Source organism: Lyngbya sp. CCY1209 (assembly GCF_055795065.1).
This window is the reverse complement of sequence record NZ_JAYFER010000358.1, coordinates 1-782: the sequence shown is the minus strand read 5'-3', so window position 1 is coordinate 782 and position 782 is coordinate 1. Positions and strand designations below refer to the sequence as shown.

Genomic DNA, 782 nt, shown 5'->3' with positions numbered 1-782 from the left:
CAAGCGGCTCAATCGGGACAGGATGCAAAAGCTAGAAGGTTGCAGAGACTCCTTTTGAAGTCATACTACGCAAGGCTCCTAGCGGTAAGGCGAGTGACCCAAGATAACCAAGGCAAGAAAACAGCCGGAGTAGATGGTGTGATAGCAATATCCCCGAAACAAAGGTTTGAACTTGTTGAAGAAATCAAAGGAAACTTCAAAGCCAAGCCATTACGGAGAATTTGGATACCAAAACCTGGACGGGATGAAAAACGCCCTCTGGGAATCCCAACAATCCGAGACAGAGCCAAGCAAGCCTTGGTCAAAATGGCAATGGAACCCTACTGGGAACCAAAATTTGAGGGAACAAGTTATGGGTTTCGACCCGGACGCTCAACCCTTGACGCAATTGGCAGAATATTTATTAGTATCAACAAAATGGGATATTACGTCCTTGATGCCGATATTGCCAAATGCTTCGACCAGATTGACCATGGTTACCTGCTATCCAAACTTCATTGTCCAACGACCATAAGGCATAATATCAAACAATGGTTAAAAGCCGGGGTTATTGACAATGGTGTATTTGACGACACGAAAGCCGGGACACCCCAAGGAGGGGTAATAAGTCCACTCCTCGCCAACATCGCACTGGATGGAATGGTGAGGCATATCGAGAAACTATTCCCCATACATAGAGTTGAAGGGAAAGTTATCAACACAACAGTCGTTAGATATGCCGATGATTTTGTGGTCATATCACAAAGCCGCGAAATCATTGAACAGTGCAAGATTGCTATCTC

1 protein-coding gene is annotated in these 782 nt (G+C 45.3%); it reads left to right on the top strand.

From position 1 onward, the window contains the following. Positions 1-782 (top strand): reverse transcriptase domain-containing protein (locus AC0QHF_RS10205; RefSeq protein WP_324704099.1); only part of this gene is annotated, 782 nt, incomplete at both ends.